The organism is Thermophagus xiamenensis (assembly GCF_900112795.1).
GTDB classification, from domain to species: domain Bacteria; phylum Bacteroidota; class Bacteroidia; order Bacteroidales; family Marinilabiliaceae; genus Thermophagus; species Thermophagus xiamenensis.
In genome coordinates, this window is sequence record NZ_FONA01000003.1 from 107,966 (window position 1) to 126,271 (window position 18,306).

Annotated in this window: 10 protein-coding genes; 6 read left to right on the forward strand and 4 right to left on the reverse strand. The window is 43.8% G+C overall.

The genetic code is table 11. From position 1 onward, the window contains the following. The first annotated feature begins 180 nt into the window (after positions 1-180). The 6 genes from BM130_RS02555 (at position 181) to BM130_RS02580 (ending at position 9,509) form a co-directional block, all read left to right on the forward strand. Positions 181-558, forward strand: a complete 378-nt coding sequence (locus BM130_RS02555) for an HYC_CC_PP family protein (protein ID WP_010528648.1) — start codon at positions 181-183, stop codon at positions 556-558. A 322-nt stretch (positions 559-880) separates the two neighbouring features. Continuing rightward, positions 881-4,750 (forward strand): efflux RND transporter permease subunit, encoded by a 3,870-nt coding sequence (locus BM130_RS02560; RefSeq protein ID WP_010528649.1) that lies wholly within the window; start codon positions 881-883, stop codon positions 4,748-4,750. Positions 4,751-5,394: 644 nt separating this feature from the next. After that, positions 5,395-5,763: a four helix bundle protein gene (locus BM130_RS02565; protein ID WP_044138837.1), complete on the forward strand. Its 369-nt coding sequence runs from the start codon at positions 5,395-5,397 to the stop codon at positions 5,761-5,763. Between the two features lie 67 nt (positions 5,764-5,830). Next, complete coding sequence (locus BM130_RS02570) at positions 5,831-7,117, forward strand: TolC family protein (RefSeq protein WP_138956946.1); 1,287 nt, start codon at positions 5,831-5,833, stop codon at positions 7,115-7,117. Between the two features lie 75 nt (positions 7,118-7,192). Then, the gene (locus BM130_RS02575) at positions 7,193-9,010 is read left to right on the forward strand and encodes an efflux RND transporter periplasmic adaptor subunit (RefSeq protein WP_010528652.1); all 1,818 of its coding nucleotides are present in this window, start codon (positions 7,193-7,195) and stop codon (positions 9,008-9,010) included. Between the two features lie 151 nt (positions 9,011-9,161). Continuing rightward, on the forward strand, positions 9,162-9,509 hold the full coding sequence (locus tag BM130_RS02580; protein ID WP_010528653.1) for a heavy-metal-associated domain-containing protein: 348 nt from the start codon (positions 9,162-9,164) through the stop codon (positions 9,507-9,509). A gap of 115 nt (positions 9,510-9,624) precedes the next feature. Here BM130_RS02580 and BM130_RS02585 read toward each other — a convergent pair whose 3' ends face one another. From BM130_RS02585 to BM130_RS02600, 4 genes are all read right to left on the reverse strand, one after another. Then, positions 9,625-10,998: a hypothetical protein gene (locus tag BM130_RS02585; protein WP_010528654.1), complete on the reverse strand. Its 1,374-nt coding sequence runs from the start codon at positions 10,996-10,998 to the stop codon at positions 9,625-9,627. Between the two features lie 165 nt (positions 10,999-11,163). Then, positions 11,164-15,663: a hybrid sensor histidine kinase/response regulator transcription factor gene (locus BM130_RS02590; RefSeq protein ID WP_237706175.1), complete on the reverse strand. Its 4,500-nt coding sequence runs from the start codon at positions 15,661-15,663 to the stop codon at positions 11,164-11,166. Positions 15,664-15,793: 130 nt separating this feature from the next. Further along, a complete protein-coding gene (locus BM130_RS02595) occupies positions 15,794-17,512 on the reverse strand; it encodes a glycoside hydrolase family 28 protein (protein ID WP_010528656.1) in 1,719 nt (572 codons plus the stop codon). After that, positions 17,512-18,306: a rhamnogalacturonan acetylesterase gene (locus tag BM130_RS02600; RefSeq protein WP_029626721.1), complete on the reverse strand. Its 795-nt coding sequence runs from the start codon at positions 18,304-18,306 to the stop codon at positions 17,512-17,514. Before BM130_RS02600 ends, BM130_RS02595 begins: the two co-directional genes overlap by 1 nt.

Sequence of the window (18,306 nt, forward strand, 5' to 3'; positions counted from 1 at the left end):
TGCCCTTATCCTACTTTCCACCAATCAACCTAATATTGTAAGAAATTCCGAAAATTGTGTAAAACAATCCACGCCATGCAAGGTTATATTTGTGATTTAGTATTACTAACAGAGGGCAAGAAAAGCTGGCATTCATACAATAGCTTTCATCAGCCGCTAAAAAACTAAAAACCAGGGACCATGCTTAGAGCCGTCACCAACATACTATTAACCTGTTTGTTGATTATTTCAACAACGGGGCTGGCTGTATCTAAACATTATTGTGGTCATCAACTAAAATCCGTTGAGTTAAAGACAATGGTAGAGCCCTGCTGCGATGATGGCACGTGCTGCCACACCGAGACGAAGTTTTTCCGTGTAGACGATGATTTTTTGATGGGCCACACAACCGGTGAACCGGGAAATTTTCATTTTACCGCCATTGTTTTACCGTCCTCAATCGATGTGGTAAAACTTTTACCAAATTCAAACACAAACACTTCAATCAACTATTCCGATCCGCCGCCATTAGTCACCACCCTCCGCCGGTTGGCTTTGGTACAAACCTATCTGTTGTGAAGCCTCATATGCACAGGCGGGAAGGGGATTTAATCAATAGTCAATTAGTGATTAGTCATTAGTCGTTAGTGGATAGTGCGAGGTAAAAAGAGTTTAGTTTATCTCACCTTTCCGGTTAATAAATGAGTCCGGCCACTACAGATAAGAACCCGGAGGTAAGAAAGAAGATAGAACCCAAAGATAATCGAACAAACTACCTGTTTCTATCTAATATCAAAAATCAATCTTCTCGTTTCCGGCCTCTGCCTGTGCTCTTTAAATGATAATTTCTTAATGTGGCAAACCTTCTTTGTCAAGTTTATTTCGTTTCAAAAAATACAACATGCTTAACAGAATAATCAAGTACTTTCTGGAGAACAAGCTGGTCACCACATTGGTGCTTATAGGCCTGGTTGTTTGGGGTATCTCCACATCGCCTTTTGGATGGGACCCGGGTCCGCTGCCCACCGATCCGGTACCGGTTGATGCCATTCCGGATATTGGGGAGAACCAGCAAATTGTATTCACCGAATGGAAAGGCCGCTCACCTCAGGATATCGAGGACCAAATCACCTACCCGCTCACTACCTATCTGTTGGGTATTCCCGGCGTGAAGAGCATCCGCAGCTCATCGATGTTTGGCTTTTCCAGCATCTACATCATCTTTGAGGATAACGTAGAGTTTTACTGGTCTCGTTCACGCATACTGGAGCGTCTCAGCTCTATCCCGGCGGGATTGTTGCCCGAGGGCGTGCAACCCTCGCTGGGCCCCGACGCCACCGCTTTGGGACAGGTGTTCTGGTACACCATCGAAGGACGTGACAACGATGGTAATCCCACCGGCGGGTGGGACCTTCAGGAGATCCGGACGGTACAGGATTTCTACGTCAAATATGGTCTTAACGCCGCCGAAGGCGTGGCAGAAGTGGCGTCGGTAGGAGGATTTGTCAAAGAGTACCAGATCGATGTGGATCCTTCGGCACTGAAAGCTTACAACATACCGCTGAAAAAGATTGTTGCTGCGGTAAAAAACTCGAACCGCGATGCCGGAGCACAAACCATGGAAATAAACCAGGTGGAATATCTGGTGCGGGGAATTGGCACCATCAAAAGCCCGGAAGATATTGAAGAGACAGTCGTTGGCCTTCAGGGCCATGTGCCCGTACGCCTGAAAGATGTGGCAACAGTTACTGTTGGGCCTGCCACCCGACGTGGTGCCCTCGACAAGGATGGGGCCCCGGTGGTTGGAGGTGTGGTGGTGGCTCGCTATGGTGCCAATCCGCTGGAGGTTATTGAGAACGTCAAAGAAAAAATAGAAGAGATCAACCCCGGGTTGCCGCGTAAGGTGCTGGCCGACGGAACAGAAAGCCGGCTGACAATTGTGCCCTTTTACGACAGGACGGAACTCATCTACGAAACTCTGGGAACCCTGGAATCGGCATTATCGCTGCAGATTCTCATCAGCATACTGGTAATCATTGTGATGATTTACAACCTCCGTGCCTCGTTGATGATCTCGTTTTTGCTGCCCATAGCCGTACTGATGGTCTTTATCGCCATGCGGTATACAGGCGTCACCGCCAACATAGTGGCGCTGTCAGGCATTGCCATTGCCATAGGAACCATGGTCGATCTGGGCATTATTCTTTCCGAAAACATCATCAAGCGCATGGAAGAAGCATCGCCGGATGAAAAACTCATCAACACCATTTACAAAGGGGCTTCGGAAGTCTCCTCGGCCATCCTGACAGCCGTGTCGACCACCATCGTCAGCTTCTTACCCGTCTTTACCATGCAGGGAGCCGAAGGAAAGCTGTTTGGACCATTAGCCTTCACCAAGACATTTGCTTTGGTGGCGGCGCTGCTGGTGACCCTTCTGATTTTTCCTACCCTGGCCCACTGGTTCTTTGGCTGGCGCTTTCGCAGCCGCAAAGGCTCGGTCATGGCCCATGGCGCTCTGATGGCTGCAGGACTGGTATCACTGATATTGGGTTACACGTGGGGCGGAACCATACTGCTGCTGTTTGGCCTGGCCGGAGTGGTAAAACATATGTTCAGACATGCCGGCACCGACTCTCAGAGATGGTATCACCAGCTCCTTCACCACTCATCATTAATCATATCGGGCGTGGCAGTGGTTTGGTTGCTTGCCATCCACTGGCGTCCGCTGGGACCCGGGAAGAGCACGCTTCTCAACACGCTTTTTGTGGTACTGATAGTAGGGCTCATCCTGGGATTCTTCATGCTGCTGGAACGGCATTACAAGCGGATATTACGGTGGGCATTGCAATACAAGATACGGTTCCTGATGCTTCCGGCCTCACTGGTGATATTGGGCATGATAGTCTGGCTTGGCTTCGGCACCGTGTTTGGCTTTGTGGCTCAAGGCTTCGAGCGGTTGGGATGGAACATACGTCCCACCAAAGTATGGTCAACACTGGCCCACACCTTCCCCGGCATGGGAAAAGAGTTTATGCCTTCACTCGATGAGGGCAGCTTCCTGCTGATGCCCACGTCGATGCCCCACTCGGGAATGGAATACAACCTGAAAGTACTGGCACAGATCGACATGCTGGTAAGCGGAATCCCCGAGGTGGATCTGGCCGTCGGAAAACTGGGAAGGGTTGAATCGGCCCTGGATCCGGCACCCGTATCCATGTTCGAAAATATAATTCACTATAAACCCGAATATGCACTGGATGGTCGTGGCCGCAGGATGCGGTTTCGTACCGACAGTCAGGGACGTTTCATCACCCTGGGGGGCGACACCCTGTCGAACGATGAAGCACTGGAACAGGGCATTGGCAAAGACAACCTGATACCTGATGACGAGGGTCTCTATTTCCGCAACTGGAGAAAGCATATCCAAAGTCCCGACGACATCTGGAACGAGATTGTGAAGGCCACCTCAATACCCGGGGTTACCTCGGCACCCAAACTACAACCCATCGAAACGCGGCTGGTGATGCTGCAAACCGGCATGCGGGCACCCATGGGCATCAAGGTTTATGGTCCCGACCTTAAAAGCATCGAAGCCTTTGGTATGGAGCTGGAAAAAATACTGAAAGAGGTGCCGTCGGTAAAAGCCGAATCGGTCTTTGCCGACCGCATAATCGGGAAACCCTACCTCCACCTTAACATCAACAGAACAGAGATTGCACGCTACGGCCTGAACGTGGAGGATTTGATGCAAACCATCGAAACGGCCATAGGAGGCATGCCCCTCACCTATACCATCGAAGGGCGTGAACGCTACCCGGTGAGGGTGAGATATCCGCGTGAACTCAGAGGAGACCCTCAGGCAATAGGAAACATACTGGTTGACACCCCTTCCGGCGAACAGATTCCCCTCTCGCAGTTGGTGACCATCGAATATGTGCGAGGTCCGCAAATAATAAAAAGTGAAGATACATTCCTAACCGGCTATGTGCTCTTCGATAAGCGTGATGGATATGCCGAAGTGAATGTGGTGAGAGATGCTCAAAAGGCCATACAGTCGAGAATCAACGACGGTAGCCTCACCGTCCCGGCCGGTGTCAGCTATAGGTTTTCGGGCAATTACGAAAATCAGGTCAGAGCAGTGAAACGACTCTCGGTAATTGTACCACTGGTATTGATAATTATTTTCCTGATTCTCTACTTCCAGTTTAAGTCGGTATCCACCACACTGATGATTTTCAGCGGTATTGCCATGGCTTTTAGTGGTGGTTTCATTCTTCTGTGGCTCTATGGACAGGATTGGTTTATGAATTTTTCCTTTTTCGGCACCTCACTGCGTCATCTGTTTCAGGTCGATTCAGTCAACCTGAGCGTGGCGGTATGGGTCGGGTTCATAGCTCTCTTTGGCCTGGCGACCGACGACGGCGTTCTGATGGGCACCTATCTGGACCAGAGCTTCCGCAAAGGCCGCCCTTCAACCATCGAAGGAATACGTAAAGCGGTGATAGATGGCGCATACCGGCGCATCCGCCCGGCAGTGATGACATCTGCCACCACCATCATAGCGCTTTTACCTGTTTTAACTTCTACCGGTAAAGGCTCGGATATCATGGTTCCCATGGCCATCCCCGCCTTTGGTGGCATGCTGGCCGCTACCATCACCTGCTTTGTGGTACCGATACTTTATTGTTGGAGGGAAGAAAGCAGAAGACAGAAGCTAGAGGCCGGAGGTCAGAAGCTAGAAGCCAGAGACCAGAGGTCGGAAATAATTTAAAGATATATGTAGAAATAAATGGATATTAAGTAGATATAAATAGCCACGGCTCTAATTGTCAAATGCTTTAAAAATGTGGTCGCCGGAGCGATAGGCATTTATACTCTGTGAAACTCTGTGTATCCACTGTGTAACACTGTGAAATAATGAATACAGAATGGCACAGAGGCCGGAGGTCAGAAGCTAGAAGCTAGAAGTCAGAGGCCAGAGACCAGAGGCTAGAAGCCGGAAATAATTTAAAGATATATGTAGAAATAAATGGATATTAAGTAGATATAAATAGCCACGGCTCTAATTGTCTAATGCTTTAAAAATGTGGTCGCCGGAGCGATAGGCATTGATACACTGTGAAACTCTGTGTATCCACTGTGTAACACTGTGAAATAATGAATACAGAATGGCACAGAGGCCGGAGGTCAGAAGCTAGAGGCAAGAAGCCAGAGGTCAGAAATCAGAGGCCAGATAACTGAAATAAAAGTTAAAGAGTAGAGCCAATGTACGAAAATTGAAATATACTGAAAAAGAAGAAGGTACTTTAAAAACCATCTTCAGACTTCCGGCATCAAAAAAGTCGGAAAATTTTAATTTGTCATATATTTATTTTCAACACATTAAAAGCAAACCTACCCTTAAAACCTTGAAAAATGATAAAATCATACAACGATATGAAGGTATATAAAAGGTCATTCAAATTAGCTATGGATATTTTTCAAATGACCAGGAAATTTCCAAAGGAAGAGCTTTATTCTCTGACCTCTCAAATCATAAGGTCATCAAGGTCAATAAGTGCTAATATTTCAGAAGGATGGTCCAAACGCACCTATGAATTGGTGTTTAAACAACATTTAATAAATGCATTAGGGTCATGTTCCGAAACCGAAACATGGATGGCCTTCGCAAAGGAATGTCATTACATTGACAATGACACTTATAATCATTTTATCTGTGAGATTAAAGAAATTGGGAAGATGCTCACCAAGTTACACAAAAACTGGATAACCCATGAAAAATAAAATTGACAGGATTATAACAACAATAAAATCTCTAATTACAAGAAATTATTATAACACACCAACTTGTATGGAATTAAAGTTTGCTACCCGTATTCTGACTTCTGGCTTCTGGCCTCTGGCTTCCATACCCCGGCTTATTGTGATATATGCCTTCACTATAACCATTGCAGGTGCTGATTTACAAGCTCAACCTCTGGATTCCCTTTTCCTTTTAGCTGCCAAGAACAATCCGGAGCTTCAGGCCAGATATAAGGCTTTTGAAGCAGCGGTACAGAGGATTCCGCAGGTGAAGGGGCTGCCCGACCCCACGCTTTCGTTGGGTTATTTTTTATCGCCTGTTGAGACACGCCTGGGCCCGCAGGAATTCAAGATTTCGCTTTCGCAGATGCTGCCCTGGTTCGGGACGCTTAAAGCAAAAGAACAAGCGGCCTCACTGGCAGCAGAAGCGCGCTTCCGGGATTTTATGGATGCCCGCAACCGGCTCTATTACGAGGTCGCAGAAGCCTATTACGCTCTTGGCAGACTAAGAACGTGGACCCAAATCGAAAAAGAGAACATCAACCTATTGAAATCGTGGAAAGAGCTCACCACCCGTAACTATGAGAATGGTGTCGGCGATATGGTGGATGTCCTCAGGGTAGACCTTCTTTTAAAAGAGTCGGCCACCAACCTGGAAATTCTCAACCGGGAAGAGAAGCCCCGCCTTTCCCGTCTCAATCAATTACTCAACCGTCCTTTGCAGGAACCGGTGATGACCGATACCCTGGAAATGGTCAATCATGCTGTGATGCCACTCAACAAAGATTCTCTACTCCTACACCATCCGGCGCTTCAAAAACTCGACCTGATGGAACAATCGTCTAAAGCAGAGGAAGTGGTAGCCCGCAAAAACGGATACCCAAAGTCGGGCATCGGCATCGATTATGTGGTGGTTGGAAAACCTTCCAACATGCAGTTGGATAACGAAGGTAAGGATATTATCATGCCCATGGTGTCGCTCTCCTTGCCCATATACCGGAAAAAATACAAAGCAGCCATCCGGGAAGCACAACTAAACCGGGAAGCCATTGCCCTGCAAAAAGAGGCAGCAATCAATAATCTGCTATCTCTCTACGAAGAGGTACTGTACACCATTCAAAAGCAAGAACAGCTCATCCTATTATATGACGAACAGATAAGAGAATCCAGCCGGGCACTGAATCTGTTGACAACCGATTATGCCAACTCGGGTAAAGACTTCGATGAAATCCTAAGCATGCAACAGAAACTCCTTCAATATGAAAAAAACAAAACAGAAGCCATAAGCCGTTACAACACCGCGCTGGCCAGATTAAGATATGTATTAGGAAGGTAGTCCATACCCCCCTGTAAAGTCACACAAATTGTGCAGCTTAAAAATGCATCTCAACAAAATCAAAATACTAACACCATGAACATAGATAAGAAAAACCTCATCACCATAGCAATAGCCGTAACCGCAGGCCTCCTGGCCGGATGGATACTCTTTGGTTCTTCCTCCAAAAAGGAGGAAACAGAACAATCATCAACCATAGCAGCCGGGCATCATCACGAAGGTGAAGAAACCATTTGGACCTGCTCCATGCACCCACAAATACGACAACCGGAGCCGGGCGACTGTCCCATCTGCGGGATGGACCTCATCCCACTGGAAAAAGAGGAAAGCAGCGATGACCCGCGAGAGATACGAATGTCACCGGCAGCCATGAAACTGGCAGAGGTCCAAACACAAACAGTGGCTCTCCGGGTTCCTTCGAAAAAGCTACGTCTCAACGGGCAGGTGACTGTGGATGAACGCCATGTCTTTTCACAGGTATCACATATCGAGGGACGTATCGAAGAGCTGACAGTTAACTTCACCGGCCAGTATGTATCAAAAGGTTCGCCATTGGCATATCTATACTCCCCCGAACTGGTGTCGGCACAGGAAGAGTTGCTGGAGGCAGAACGCAGTAAAGAGGAACAGCCTCAGCTGTACAGGGCAGCCGTGGAAAAACTCAAAAACCGGAAACTCACCGATGAGCAGATCAACGATATCATTGCCGCCGGAAGACCGCAGCAGCAATTTCCCATATTGGCCGATGCTTCGGGATATGTGACTCAAAAGTTGGTGAATCAGGGCGATTATGTAAAGGCAGGGCAACCCATCTACACAATAGCCAACCTCTCTGACATATGGGTAATGTTTGAGGTTTACGAAAAAGATTTAACCTGGCTAAAGCCGGGAGATATGGTTGTCTTTACGGCAGCCTCCCTTCCCGGAAAAACTTTTCATGGCACCATTTCTTACATCGACCCGCTCATTGATGCCAAAACAAGGGTAGCCAAAGCTCGTGTGGAACTTCCCAATCCTGAACTGGCACTCAAACCCGGAATGTTTGTAACAGGCGAAGCGGAATGCTCTCTGCCCGACCAAAAAGAACGAATCGTGGTACCCCATACGGCAGTGATGTGGACCGGAAAGCGGTCGGTGGTTTATGTGAAAAAGACCGGTGATGATTTTGTACGCTTTGCCATGCGGGAAGTATTGTTGGGACCAGACCTGGGCAACAGCTACATCGTAAAGGAAGGACTGATGCCGGGGGAAGAGATTGCTGTCAACGGAACCTTCAGCATCGATGCGGCAGCTCAATTGTCAAGTAAACCGAGCATGATGAATTCTGAAGGAGGCAAGACAGAGTCCGGACACCTCCATGAAACCATGACAACAGAAGAAATGGAGCCCATGAAAAGCAGTAATCAAACAGAAGTCAATACAAAAAGCGAAATTTTTGAAGTTCCGCAACAATTTAAACAGCAACTCACTGTTTTCTTCAATCAATACATAAAAATGAAGGACGCCATGGTTGAAACGGATGCTACAAAAACAGCTTCCGAAGCAAAAAAAACCCTACAAGCACTCGAAAAGACCGATATGTCGTTACCTAAGGGAGAAGCTCATATCCTATGGATGCAAAACCTGGACGTCATGAAAAAAGCATTGCAAGTTATCAGTCAATCAAAAGAGATAGAAATCCAGCGAGAGGCTTTTGTGAATTTAAACCCAATACTATATCGAAAAATCAAGGCATTTGGCCTGGAGGGAAAAACCGTTTACTACCAGTTTTGCCCCATGGCCAACGACGACAAAGGGGCTTACTGGCTGAGCAATGAGGAGAATATACGTAATCCCTATTTTGGCGATATGATGCTGGAATGCGGAGAGGTAAAAGATAAAATGGATTTTTAAAACAGAAGTTATTACACTTCACCAAAACAATCTATATCACAAAGTGTTACACTTAATACGCAAATACATTACAAAAACCGAACATGGTGGTCAGCCCCACCCAATATACACGATAAATCAATTAATTATTAATCACAAAAAACAAAATACCATGAAACGAATAATGTTAAGTTTTCTAACTCTGTTGCTGATAGCGCCGATGGCAATGTTTGCACAAAGCAAAACCGAAAAGTTTGAAGTCAAAGGCCAATGTGGCATGTGCGAAAAACGCATCGAAAAAGCTGCCAAATCGGTAGAAGGGGTCACTTCGGCCGACTGGAATTTAGAGACCAAAATGCTGGTTGTGACCTTTGATGACACCAAAACTCAACTGGACAATATCCAGAAGGCCATAGCCAAAGCAGGTCATGACAACGGAAAACATAAAGCACCGGATGAGGTTTACGACAAACTTCCGGGATGTTGCAAATATGACCGTTCGGATGTAAAAAAAGAATAAGTTAGTCCGAAAAAACATTAAGATTCAGCTAATAGCCGTCCACATTAATTGGGCGGCTTTTTTTTGGGCACCTTCTCAAACGTTTAATGGTCTTCGGTTATCTAAGAATCTGAGCTTATCTGATACTATTTAAAAAAACTTCCAACATTGTATATCCATCATCCGATATTTTGTTTCTATCCGCGTTATTAAGGGGGTCAAGCCCATTTTCCACTTCCCAATCATCGGGCATCCCATCATGATCTGAATCTTTAGGTGGTGTAAGGCTGTTAAGGACAGGCCATCCTCCAACATCCCTTTGAGAATCGATAATTCCACATTTCTTTTCCGAATCCAAAACTTTATGTTTCTTTTTATAAGAAGTACCTTCAAAAGTAGCATAGCCATTTCTAACCTCATCAATAATACGACGGTCTACCACGTCTCGTTTAGGTAAGACGGCCCCCACATACTCAAGTACTAATTCATATGCTTCCTCAGCCGATTGTTGACTTATGGGCATAGAAGGCCATGGTTCTTGAAGTCTTATCTTATCCAATGCAATAGAAGTTTGCACGCCACCGTTCCAGTTATCAATAGTCACCTGTTCATTGCCCACAACTACATTTTCGGCAATATACCATTTTCCAAAATCGGTATCACTTCTGGCTGAAGGACTGGCTATTCTATACATTACTTTTCCCGGTTGAGTTGCCGGACCAGGTTTAAGGTAATTCGCCACTATATTGAAAACTGAAAAATTGAATTTTTCATTTCCAACTTGTTGTTTTTCTCCGCCATAACAACTGTTATACCCCCAATTATATATTACATTGTTTCGAAAGTCGGTATAACCGGATCCCGAAGCCATCCTGGGATTACGACTGGAATGGTGCGCCAACAGGTTATGGTGATAGCTGCTGTAGTTACTTCCCCAGATACCACCAAATCCATGTGATCCTTTTTTATGATTGGAACCGCTCAGGCTTTCAGCAATCAGACACCACTGAACGGTAATACTATCGCAATGATATACCGACAGGCATTCATCCACGCTCCAACTGGTTGAGATATGATCTAGTATGACATGTTTGGTGTACCTGCTTGATACAGCATCATAATCATCTCCCGATTCATCACCCAAGCGCACCCGCAAATAGCGAATAACTACATGATCTGCCTCAATAATTATGGGATACCTTCGGATACATATACCATCTCCCGGGGCAGTCTGCCCTGCAATGGTAATATAAGGGTGTTTAATTCTAAGAGGACTTTCCAATATTATAGTTCCCGAAACCCTAAATACAACCGTTCTCGGTTCTTTCGCTTCAACAGCAGCCCTCAAACTACCTTCTCCCCTGTCATTTAAATTCGTCACTTCGTAAACAACGCCTCCCCGTCCGCCTTTTGCATATTTCCCATATCCTTCAGCTGTAGGAAAGGCCAATTGTTGTGCTTCACCACTTATTACTAGAAAAATTGAGAGAAAACATAATATACTTTTCATCCTAAAAACTAGTTTTGTTATTGATCTCATAGAACTCGCATGCTGGAACATTTTTTTCAGGTTCTTTTTAATACAATGGTTATCATGCTCGTTTCCAAAAGTAAGTTAAAAAAACCAACCGTTGCAATGATAAAAGAAACCATGTACCACCACAAGTATTAAAATTCATTGTTTGTATCGTTTTTTGTATTGTGAAGGAGACAATCCAAATTTACTACGGAAACATCGACTAAAATACCGTGCATCATTCATTCCAACCATAAATGCCACCTGACTAATGGTATAATCCCCCCTTTCGATCAACTGAGCAGCCCTTTTCATTCGCATGTCACGGATAAATTCGATGGGAGCCATTCCGGTTAGTGCTTTAAGTTTTTTAAAGAAAACACTTCTGCTCACCCCCATTTCGTTTACCAAATCCTCTACAACCAATTCATTATTATCCATGTTTTGTTCCATGAAACGTACCAACTTGCGAATAAATTCTTCATCCATAGAGGTAACCTGAGGTTGAGCAGGCCATAATTCAATATGATCAGTATTAATATCCTTGTTATCCCTAAACACCATTTGCATTTGTCTTTGTCGTTGCAACAAATTTTTAACACGGACCATCAGATAAGAAGTACTGAAAGGTTTAGTAATATAGTCATCGGCCCCTTTTTCAAGTCCCTGCAACCGGCTCTCCATATTAGAACGGGCGGTAAGGATGATAAAAGGAATATGAGAGGTTTCAACATCTTCCCGGATACGCTGAAGCAAAGTGACACCATCCATGACAGGCATCATGAGATCACTGATAATCAGATCGGGTTGCTTTTCTTTGGCCATTTTCAAAGCCTCGGCACCATTGCAGGCCTCTATAACATGGTATGACTTGGTAAGGGTATCCTTAATAAAATTGCGCACTTCCCTGTTATCTTCCACCAATAGTACCGAACTCAACTCCGGGGGTGCATGGTCGGTTTCAGCTTCCGGGCTATTGTCTGCAATATGATCAGAAGAATAGGTGACCTCATTCATGGTGAGTGAATTCCGAGGGGTATCCATAATCTGTACCTCCTCGGAGAAATGATCCAAACCTTTTCGAAATAAGAGGCGAAACTCAGTTCCTACACCGGGAGTGCTATTGACCAGGATACGTCCCTGATGCATCTCCACAAACTCTTTAACGAGGGCCAGACCTATTCCACTGCTAGATTGGAAAGATTTTTTTCCCAGAAAACCGTTTTCAAAACGTTCAAACAACCGATTCATCACTTCCTGCGAAATACCCTTTCCATCATCCTTGATGGCAAGTTCTATCTGATCGTCCACTTCATCAATGCGGACCGTTATACGATGGCCATTGTCAATGTACTTAAAAGCATTGGACAACAGGTTAAATATAATCTTTTCGAATTTGTCCACATCTACCCACAGGCAGGTATCTTGCATCTGCGATTCAAGTGTAAATTCAATATTTTGGTCGATGGCTCTGAACCGAAAATGATCCATCACTTTTTGAACAAAAGGGACGACTTCGATTTGCTCGACTACGAGTTTCATTTTCTTATTTTGGATTTTTACAAAATCCAAAACCTGATCGATAAGGCGTAACATTCTGTCACTATTCTTCTTGATGACATTAAGGCGCTCCTTAATCGTTCCCGGCAAATCCTTTTGTTTAAGTACTTCTTCCAGAGGGCCATTGATCAAAGTCAGGGGAGTTCTTAGCTCATGCGATACATTAGTAAAGAAATTGAGCTTCATTTGTGCCAGCTGATGTTCAAACGCGGCTTTATGCCGTAAACGAACTATGGTTGTCAACACAACCCCCCCAAGAAAAACAATTGCTAAGAATAAAATAATATAAATGACATATGCCCATGGGGTCACCCAAAAAGAAGGGAGAATAATAATTTGCAGGCAACGTTCATTATTAACCCACACACCATCACTGTTGGTCGACCGAACTTTAAAGAGGTATTCCCCGTGAGGAATATTGGTGTAGGTAACCCCTCTTTGGCCGTCTATGTATCTCCATTCTGCATCGAAACCCTCCAGCTTTACGGCATATTTCACAAATTGAGGATACTTCATGTCGAGAGCTGCAAAACCGATGGAAAAAATATTCTGTGAATGTTTCAATACGATTTCATCCACCACATCAATGGGTTTAGACAGAGGACTCCCTTCTCCGACCTCTACTTTTCGGTTAAAAAGACGAAACTCAGTAAACCTAAGCGGAGGAACAAAAGAGCTTTTAGATAACATGTCGGGATGAAACCAAAGCACCCCCTGTTGACTTCCAAACCATAAATTCCCTTTACTGTCTTTAATATGCGCGGCCTCAGAGAACCTAATATCATAAAAATAATTCGCTTTATTGAAGTTTTGAAAAGTTTTTGATTGCGGATTAAAGCGGGAAAGTCCATATTCAGTGGTTATCCAGATATTTCCCTTACTGTCTTCCTGTAGGGCTAGCAAAACATCTGAGGGTAAGCCATTTTCCACAGTAAAATGTTCAAAAAGAGGCATCGAATCCTCCGAAAACTCCACCAGCCGATTCAAACCTCCGCCGAAAGTAGCAAAGTAAAGGTCGCCATTGGAAGCCCACAGAATATCGTGGACATCGTTATTACTCAGGCAGCTTGAATCTCCAGGGATATAGGTAAAATGGTTAAAAACAAGATCTTCTCCCTTTTCAAAGTTCGCATCAAACATTATCAGTCCCTTGGTAGTTGCAGCCCACATCGTATTTTGGGGGCCATAGGTAATAAAGCGCACCCTGAAACACTCATCGATAGGATAATTTCTAAAATGATTCCGGTAGTTGATGAATTTTAATTTGCGATCTGGCTGATAAGGTTTTTCAACTAAATTAATACCTCCTCCAAAGGTGGCAACCCACAAGCGCTCCTGGGAATCCTCAAAAATATGATAAACATTATTGTTGCTCAAGCTATACAGATCTTCTTCTCTGTTTTTATAATAAAACAGAGAATAAGCAAACTCCTTGGCATCAGTACCAGGAACCGCCAAAATTAGTCCCTCCCCCTTGGTGCCGATCCACATAACCCCATTTCTACCTGGAACCAATGAATAAGCCGTAGCGTCGAAATAACGTTTTTTTTCATGAAGTTTTCCATCCATTCCCAGAAACCCTAACAAATGGTGGTTGGAATCATAAATCAATATTTCATTGGATTTAGTGGCGATCCAAATACGCCCCTGATGATCTTCGGCAACGGCTCTGACATGATTATCATTAATATTATCGGGCGACTGATGAGGAATCAAAAAATTAAAATTCCCATGTGGGAAAACAAATTTTTCCAGGCCTTTGGCACGCGTACTCATCCATAAATTACCCTGATAGTCGGAATACATAGAATGTAATCGATCGGAAATGTGCATAGATTTCTTTTTACTGCCAAAGAAGGGAACTAACTGGTCATTTTTTCGGTCGAAATAGAATATCCCTCCGCCTAAAGGATGAATCCATAACGTTTGATTAATATCTTCATGAGCCATAAAATTGGGGTTATCCGCATCACTCACAAAATGGTACTTTAAATCGTAATAAGAAATTTTGCCGGTCAATTTATTGAATCTGGCAAGGCTGTCGATATCCTGCTGAATCCAAACGTCCCCATGGCTGTCCTGGTAAGTAATAAGTATATTATCACTCTTCAGTTTATTTCTGGCCCTTGTAGAGAAATAGACAAATTTTTTTTCTTGGTTTCCGTTGTAAACCAAAAGACCATCGTTATCGGTAGCAATCAGGCATTTTTTATGGGTAAGCAAATGCAAAGCTATTATTTTGCCCTTAGTAGGTAATTTTAGAACTGAGAATTGCTTTTTGTTTTTATCGTATATACAAATATTTCCTTTGTCGGCACCAAACCAGATTTCCTCACCGAAATCGGAAGCCACAAAAAAGGCCATTGGTTGCTGCCCTATCTGAGAATTTTGAACGAAAAACAATTGTGGAACAGTATCTTGGTTGGAAGTAATTCGTCCTATTCCGTTGTTGGTGAGTATCCACTCATTTCCCCCGTTATCTTGAAAAACATCATGAACCTTGTTGGAGGCAAGATTTTTTCTTGCCAGGGAATAAGGATAAACCACCATATTGAAAGAGCTGGTATCCGTAACAACACGAAAAGCCCCCCGGTCAGCAGTTAACAGCCAGGTAGCTCCCCCGGGAAGGGTTATTAATCTATCTATCCTTAAATCCTCATTCTCCAGACCGGGAACATTAGCAAATTCTTCCTTCATCGGATCGAACCGACAAACATTTTTCCCATTGGTTAATAACCAAATAAACCCAAAAATGTCCTCTGTGATGTAATCAATCCGACTGCTTGAAATTTCTACCTCATCCCCTGGCCGAACTTTATAATTGGAAAACTGATAACCATCAAAACGACTTACTCCATTCCAGGTTGCGAACCACATAAATCCCCGACGATCCTGTAAAATGCTCGTAACGGCATTCTGAGACAATCCATCAACAGTTGTATAGTGCGTCCAATGATAATTTTCCTGCGAAAAAGAAAAAGCACCGGGAAGCAACCATAAGCACAAACAAAGGAAGCAACATGATATTTGCCATTTAGTGTGAAGGAATATTTCTTTCACGCAATTGATGCGGTCATATGTCACAAATAAACGGTTCACAACCGGATGATTTCATATCATTAAGGGAACCGGTACCAGGATAAAATAAACAGGCACAATTAGTGTTTAAGCTCCCAAGGTACCAGTATTCCCAAATAAACAGTACAGTAAAGATAATACTCAGAATCAATTATTGAATCCTTACTTCCGATTGATCTACCCGGCTACCGAATCTGATCAAGGCACGAATATCCTCATCACCCGAATGAGAAAAGTTAACTTTTTGGGTTTGTGCCCCCAATATGTAAATGGATTTTTCTTGTTGGGTCTTAAAGCGAAAGTCTTCCACATTAATATTTTTCCCATTAAACATTATTAATGCCGGTCCTTTTTCTACCGTAACATTAACATTTTTAAACATAATACCATCGGCATCGATAATGGAAATACCCTTTGCAGCTCGTAACAAGGCATTTTCAAGGTGGACATTTTGCAGATTCATTTCGGGCAACCCCATAAAAAAAGCAGCATTACCAAAACCGTTGGCTCTAATGTTTTTCATAAAAATATTTCTAAAGGCAGGGGTCTCTTCGGTTACCGGTGCGGGTTCATTTTCCTGAATGTCAGGAACGCTGTTACCGCCATCATCCAAAACGGGTGACTTTCCGCCGTAAAAAAGATTGAACCGAATGGGTTCGGTAGGTATATCAATCATATCAATATTGGATATATAGATGTTTTCAACCACACCTCCCCTTCCACGGGTGCTCTTAAATCGCAGTCCAACGTCGGTACCAATAAAGGTACAGTTGGAAACATGCACATTTCTAACGCCACCCGACATTTCGCTGCCAATAACAAATCCTCCATGACCGTGATATACCACATTATTTTTTACCACCACATTTTCGGTAGGGACAGCACGTTTTCGGCCATCTTCATCTTTTCCGGATTTGAAACAAATGGCATCATCCCCTACATCAAAACTGTTATTATAGATTACCACATTTTTACAAGATTCCAGGTCTAACCCGTCGCCATTTTGTGAATACCAAGGATTGCGTACGGTCAAATTTCGAATGGTAACATCCTCGCACAAGAGTGGATGAATATTCCAGGCAGGCGAGTTCTGGAAGGTGGGCCCGTCTAACAAAACGCGTTTACACTCCTTAATGCTGACCATAACGGGACGGAGGAAATCTTTAATTTTTTCAAAATCTTCTTTTCTTTCCAAATCAGGAACGTTGAAATTATCACGGCTATCACCAGCTTTTGACTTTTCTGAAGGGTACCAGATCTGCCCGTCGTCGCTGAGCACACCTCCGGAATTAACCAGTTTCTTCCATTGACTTTCCGTTAATTTACTTTTCTTAACCGGGCGCCAGGCATCGCCATTGCCGTCGAAAATACCTTTCCCTGTAAAGGCTATATTTTCAAGGTTATGGGCATGAATAGGGGACATGCACCGAAAAGTATTTAGTCCTTCAAAGATTGTTTCGATTAACGGATAATCCTCAAAGTCGGGGCTAAAACGCACCACAGCCCCTTGCTGAACATGAAGATCGATATTGCTTTTCATGATGATTGGCCCGGTCAGCCAAATCCCTCTGGGAACAATCACGCGACCTCCACCTTTCTCCGAAACATAATCAATAGCTTTTGCAAAAGCCTCACTGTTATCGGTAACGCCATCCCCTACTGCGCCAAAATCGACTATAGAGACCATTAAATCAGAGAAAACAGGCTCTTTTACTCGGGGCATATCAAATTCCAGACCATGGTAAATGAAATCTTCCGCCTCCTTAAAAGAATTTCTGAGTTCTTCCTTACAACCTAAATTAGCGGTGACAATAAAAAAGGTCACACCAGTTATTAAACAAATTCTACCAAAAACATCTCTGATTTTCATTACTGTAATTTTTTTAGACCATTAAAAACTAATTGAGCCACAGCCATAGCACCTTCCGGTTGGAAATGTGTATTATCTTTTTGCCCGTTCGGATAGGCTTCATATTTTCCTGCAGGAAGGTTCATAAAGTAGTGCTCGGTAACATATTCTCTACCAACACGGGAAAAATGCTCCATTGATAATTGGTTTAAATCAATGAATTTTACATTCATTTCATTGGCTACCTCTTTTACTGCTTCAGGATAATCGCCATGAACATTCACCAATCGACCATCGATCCAAGGGTAATTTCTGGCAACAGGGGTGAGTAAAACGGGAACACCTTTTTTTTGCCGGGTTTGAGATACAAACAATCGCAAAAACTCTTTGTATCCTTGAATGTTTACATGCCTTTCCGGCTTATTTTCAGCCGCATCATTGTGTCCAAATTGAATCAAAACCAAATCCCCGGGTTGGATATTCTCATAAACAAAACGCCATCGTCCTTCCTGAAAGAAAGTCCTGGTACTGCGTCCTCCCCTGGCCCTGTTTTCAACAATAATACTATCAGCAGGAATAATATTGGCCACTAAGGGGAGACTATCCTGTACGAAAAACTGTTGAAAAACCTGCCCCCATCCGGTAACGGGGAATCGTTTTGACAAGTAGTCCTCTTCCAAAGCATAATTAGCCATAGTAGAATCCCCTATTAACCAAATTTTTTTTATATCCTTCTTCTTGTTTCCTTCACTACAACTACAAATAATTATAAAAACAAGAACAATTTTAAAAAGCGTTTTAAACCTGTTTTTCAT

Excerpts from the sequence above, each read along its gene's own strand:
- BM130_RS02555 (WP_010528648.1), top strand. The coding sequence starts at position 181 with ATGCTTAGAGCCGTCACCAACATACTATTAACCTGTTTGTTGATTATT.
- BM130_RS02560 (WP_010528649.1), top strand. The coding sequence starts at position 881 with ATGCTTAACAGAATAATCAAGTACTTTCTGGAGAACAAGCTGGTCACC.
- BM130_RS02565 (WP_044138837.1), top strand. The coding sequence starts at position 5,395 with ATGATAAAATCATACAACGATATGAAGGTATATAAAAGGTCATTCAAA.
- BM130_RS02570 (WP_138956946.1), top strand. The coding sequence starts at position 5,831 with ATGGAATTAAAGTTTGCTACCCGTATTCTGACTTCTGGCTTCTGGCCT.
- BM130_RS02575 (WP_010528652.1), top strand. The coding sequence starts at position 7,193 with ATGAACATAGATAAGAAAAACCTCATCACCATAGCAATAGCCGTAACC.
- BM130_RS02580 (WP_010528653.1), top strand. The coding sequence starts at position 9,162 with ATGAAACGAATAATGTTAAGTTTTCTAACTCTGTTGCTGATAGCGCCG.
- BM130_RS02585 (WP_010528654.1), bottom strand. The coding sequence starts at position 10,998 with ATGAAAAGTATATTATGTTTTCTCTCAATTTTTCTAGTAATAAGTGGT.
- BM130_RS02595 (WP_010528656.1), bottom strand. The coding sequence starts at position 17,512 with ATGAAAATCAGAGATGTTTTTGGTAGAATTTGTTTAATAACTGGTGTG.
- BM130_RS02600 (WP_029626721.1), bottom strand. The coding sequence starts at position 18,306 with ATGAAAAACAGGTTTAAAACGCTTTTTAAAATTGTTCTTGTTTTTATA.